This is a genomic window from Rhodopseudomonas sp. B29, assembly GCF_000333455.1.
Taxonomy (GTDB): Bacteria; Pseudomonadota; Alphaproteobacteria; order Rhizobiales; family Xanthobacteraceae; genus Rhodopseudomonas.
Map to the genome: position 1 here is coordinate 1 of NZ_BADD01000309.1, position 3,769 is coordinate 3,769.

General features: G+C 64.9%; 5 protein-coding genes. 1 reads left to right on the plus strand and 4 read right to left on the minus strand.

All coding sequences use genetic code 11. The features are described from left to right. Positions 1 to 95: 95 nt before the first annotated feature. The 4 genes from I5M_RS11355 to I5M_RS11375 all read right to left on the minus strand — a co-directional run bounded on the left by I5M_RS11355 (position 96) and on the right by I5M_RS11375 (position 3,046). Positions 96 to 533, minus strand: a complete 438-nt coding sequence (locus I5M_RS11355; protein ID WP_022721515.1) for an endonuclease domain-containing protein — start codon at positions 531 to 533, stop codon at positions 96 to 98. Positions 534 to 623: 90 nt separating this feature from the next. Beyond that, a complete protein-coding gene (locus I5M_RS11360) occupies positions 624 to 1,568 on the minus strand; it encodes a glycine--tRNA ligase subunit alpha (RefSeq protein WP_022721516.1) in 945 nt (314 codons plus the stop codon). 292 nt (positions 1,569 to 1,860) lie between these two features. Beyond that, the gene (locus I5M_RS11370; protein ID WP_022721518.1) at positions 1,861 to 2,049 is read right to left on the minus strand and encodes a hypothetical protein; all 189 of its coding nucleotides are present in this window, start codon (positions 2,047 to 2,049) and stop codon (positions 1,861 to 1,863) included. A 97-nt stretch (positions 2,050 to 2,146) separates the two neighbouring features. After that, positions 2,147 to 3,046, minus strand: a complete 900-nt coding sequence (locus I5M_RS11375) for a S49 family peptidase (RefSeq protein WP_022721519.1) — start codon at positions 3,044 to 3,046, stop codon at positions 2,147 to 2,149. 76 nt (positions 3,047 to 3,122) lie between these two features. Between I5M_RS11375 and I5M_RS11380 the strand changes: the two genes are divergently transcribed. Further along, positions 3,123 to 3,769, plus strand: a 647-nt coding sequence (locus I5M_RS11380) for a glutamate synthase-related protein (protein ID WP_244431976.1), incomplete at its 3' end; no start/stop codon positions are given.

The window sequence follows — 3,769 nt, forward strand, 5'->3', positions numbered from 1 at the left end:
CACCCCCGACCCCTCCCCGCAAGGGGGAGGGGAGAAGGCGCAGTGCCTAGGAAAAAGACTGACTTCACCGTCGCGAAGCCTGCAATGAGATTTCATCAGTTCGCCTCCCGACCGCGACTACGCGGACTACGCGGCTTGCGGGGAGCGCGCTGTTGTGGCTCCCCTCCCCCTTGCGGGGAGGGGTCGGGGGTGGGGGGCAACGCGGACTGAATCTCGGTGAGCACACCTTCGAGATTGCCGAGCACATCGTTGTTCCAGAAGCGAAGCACGCGATAGCCGAGCGCTTCGATCTGACGGGTGCGCGCCGCATCCGCGTCGCGCTGCTCATCGTGCTGACCGCCATCGAGTTCGATTACCAGCCTGGCGCCGCGGCTGGCGAAGTCGACGATGTACGGGCCGATCGATGCTTGCCGGCGGAAGTGTGAGTTTGCCAGCACGACGTCGTGCCGCAAGCGCTGCCACAGCACGCGCTCGGCATCGGTCGGATTCCGGCGCATCGTGTGCGCGAAGTGACGCTGGCGATCTGTGGTCATCGCTGGCGATCCAAACGTTGAACTCAGCATCCGTGGACCCCCACCCCCGACCCCTCCCCGCAAGGGGGAGGGGAGCAGAGGCGCTTCCTATTACTCCGCCCTTCCCGCTTCCGTATGCACCCACGCCTCGCCACAGGCCTTCGCCAGTTCGCGGACGCGCAGGATGTAGCTTTGGCGCTCCGTCACGGAAATGACTCCGCGCGCGTCGAGCAAATTGAAGACGTGGCTGGCTTTGATGCACTGGTCGTAGGCGGGGAGCGCCATGGCGTGGGCTTCGCGTTTGGCGCCATCGGCAGACATCACCCAGCCGGCGTCGAGATATTTCTTGCAGGCGGCTTCGGCCATCTTGAACTGCTCGACCAGCATGTCGGTGTCGGCGACCTCGAAATTGTGCTTCGAGTATTCCTTCTCGGCCTGCAGGAAGACGTCGCCGTAGGTGACTTTATCGACGCCGTCGCGGCCGTTGAAGTTGAGGTCGTAGACGCGGTCGATGCCCTGGACGTACATCGCCAGCCGCTCGAGGCCGTAAGTCAGCTCGCCCGCCACCGGCGCGCATTCGACGCCGGCGACCTGCTGGAAGTAGGTGAACTGGCTGACTTCCATGCCGTCGCACCAGCACTCCCAGCCGAGGCCCCAGGCGCCCAGCGTCGGGCTCTCCCAGTCGTCCTCGACGAAGCGGATGTCGTGCAGCGCGGCGTCGACGCCGATCGCCTTCAGTGACTTCAAATAGAGGTCCTGGATGTCCGGCGGCGACGGCTTCAGGATCACCTGGAACTGGTAGTAGTGCTGCAGCCGGTTGGGGTTCTCGCCGTAGCGGCCGTCCTTGGGCCGGCGCGACGGCTGCACGTAAGCGGCATTCCAGCGCCTCGGGCCGAGCGCCCGCAGCGTGGTGGCCGGATGGAAGGTGCCGGCGCCGACTTCCATGTCGTAGGGCTGCAGGATCACGCAGCCGTAGTCGGCCCAGAACCGCTGCAGCGTCAGGATCAGGCCCTGGAACGAGCGTTCCGGGCGCATGTGCGGAGGAATCGGGTCCATGATCGGCTTCGGCGCAAAGAGGGGGATGGAAAGAGCGGCGGACCGTATCGGCGGGGGGACGCCAAATCAAGGCGCGGCCGGCCCGTTAAGAAATCGGTAACCGGCGAATCAAGCCATTCGGTAAAAGTTTAAATTCGTTAGGAATTGACCGTTCACCATCGCCTCGCGACTGCGCGAAGACGCGCCGCAGGGATGGAGGGGCACATGACGGCATTTCAGATGGTCAGCGCGATGATGATAGTGCTCGCGGTGGCGCCGCTGCTCGGCGGCGACCTGCGCAATATCCGCTAGATCAGTTCGGACGGTAGGCGCCGGTCACCGGATCCTGGCGCAACGTCGGAATCTCGATCGGCACCGGCTCGGCGAACATCCGCGCCCGGGCGTCGTCGAGTTCCTGATTGATCCGGCCGGCGGTGCGGAAAGCCCAGCGAACCATGGCGATTCCGGCAAGCGCTCCGGCGAAGACGAGCAGCGGCGGCATAGGTCGAACCTCATCAGAATCGGTCAGCCCCTCGTATATTCGCCTAAGTGCCGCTCACCGGCAATTCACGCTGGCGGGATGGCGCGGCCGCGCCCTTCTAAAAGCCGTATTTCGACCAGATCGCGCGCTCCTCCAGCGCCGAAATCAGTGCCTCGGGCAGTCCCGCCATGTCTCCCAGCGCAGCCGCGCCGCCGGCGGATTTGCGGAAGTTCGCCAGCAGGCCGGACGGCGGCGCGATCACCGGAGTGCGGACCTTGTCGCCGAATTTAGCGCGCAACACCGATCGGAGGTCGCCGATCGCATCCGACAGACCGAGCGCCACCGAGGTCGCGCCGGCCCAATATTCGCCGCTGAACAGCTTGCTCTCCTCGCCCTTCAGCTTTGTGCCGCGGCTGTCCTTGACCAGCGAGATGAACAGCGCGTGGATCTCCCGCTGCAGCGCCTTGATGCGTGCGACGTCCTCTGGGTCCTCGGGCAGGAACGGATCGAGCTGCGCCTTGTGCTCGCCGGCGGTGTAAAGCCGGCGCTCGACGCCGATCTTCTTGATCAGCTCGGTAAACCCAAACGTGCCGCCGACCACGCCGATCGAGCCGACGATCGACGACGGGTCGCAATAGATCTCGTCGGCCGCACAGGCGATCATGTAGCCGCCAGACGCCGCGACGTCCTCGACGAAGGCATAGACCGGCAGCTTCTTCTCGGCCGCCAGCGCCCGGATGCGCAGATAGATCAGCCGCGACTGCACCGGCGAGCCGCCGGGCGAGTTGATCGCCAGCGCCACCGCCTTGGCACCCTTGGTCGCAAACGCCCGGTCGAGCAGCTTGGCGACGCCCGCCAGCGTCAGGCCCGGCCGCAGCGGCGTCACCGCGCCGATCGTGCCCGACAGCCGCACCACCGGCACCACCGCTCCGCCCGAGCGAAACCGTTCAGGCAACAATGCGGCCAAGCGGCCCAGCACACCTGAAGCATCGTTGTCGGCGGAGTACGAAATTGTCATGCGGGTTCCTCGTTCTCGTCGCACGAAGTTGCTGCTTTGAGCTGGAACAACTTTTGCAGTGCAAGATTCATATAGGGTGTTTCGCTCAACCGAGCAGTGGGAATTGCCGAGCGCGCTGACGCTGCTGGGTATCTGGGATCTGGTGCAGAAGAACCATGCGGTGCTGCGCAACTATCCGATCTCGGCGCACTTACGGTTTCTGCTCGAGGAAATCCGTCCGGAGATGCGGCAGTATTTCTTCGAGAGCGAGAAGGACGGCAAGCCGTTCAGCCGCGATACCCGCGCGCTGGTGTATCAGCGCGCCAAGATGGTGCTCGACAAGCGGCCGTTCGGGACTCAGGAAGACGTCTACGCCGACGGCTACGAATGGCTGAATCATTCGGTGGCGCCGCGGCCGCACGCCGACGAGGCGTTCCGCATCCAGATCGGCGGGCCGGAGTGCGCGAAGCCGTATTCGGCCTCGGTGTTCAATATCTCGGCGATGAGCTTCGGCGCGCTCAGCCCGAACGCGATCCGTGCCCTCAATGCCGGCGCCAAAAAGGGCCAGTTCGCCCACGACACCGGCGAAGGCGGCGTCAGCCCGTATCATCGCGAGAACGGCGGCGACCTGATCTGGGAGATCGGCTCGGGCTATTTCGGCTGCCGCACTCGCGACGGCAAGTTCGATCCCGACGAATTCGCCCGCGTCGCCGGCGACGACCAGATCAAGATGGTCGAGCGAAA

Excerpts from the sequence above, each read along its gene's own strand:
- I5M_RS11355 (WP_022721515.1), bottom strand. The coding sequence starts at position 533 with ATGACCACAGATCGCCAGCGTCACTTCGCGCACACGATGCGCCGGAAT.
- I5M_RS11360 (WP_022721516.1), bottom strand. The coding sequence starts at position 1,568 with ATGGACCCGATTCCTCCGCACATGCGCCCGGAACGCTCGTTCCAGGGC.
- I5M_RS11370 (WP_022721518.1), bottom strand. The coding sequence starts at position 2,049 with ATGCCGCCGCTGCTCGTCTTCGCCGGAGCGCTTGCCGGAATCGCCATG.
- I5M_RS11375 (WP_022721519.1), bottom strand. The coding sequence starts at position 3,046 with ATGACAATTTCGTACTCCGCCGACAACGATGCTTCAGGTGTGCTGGGC.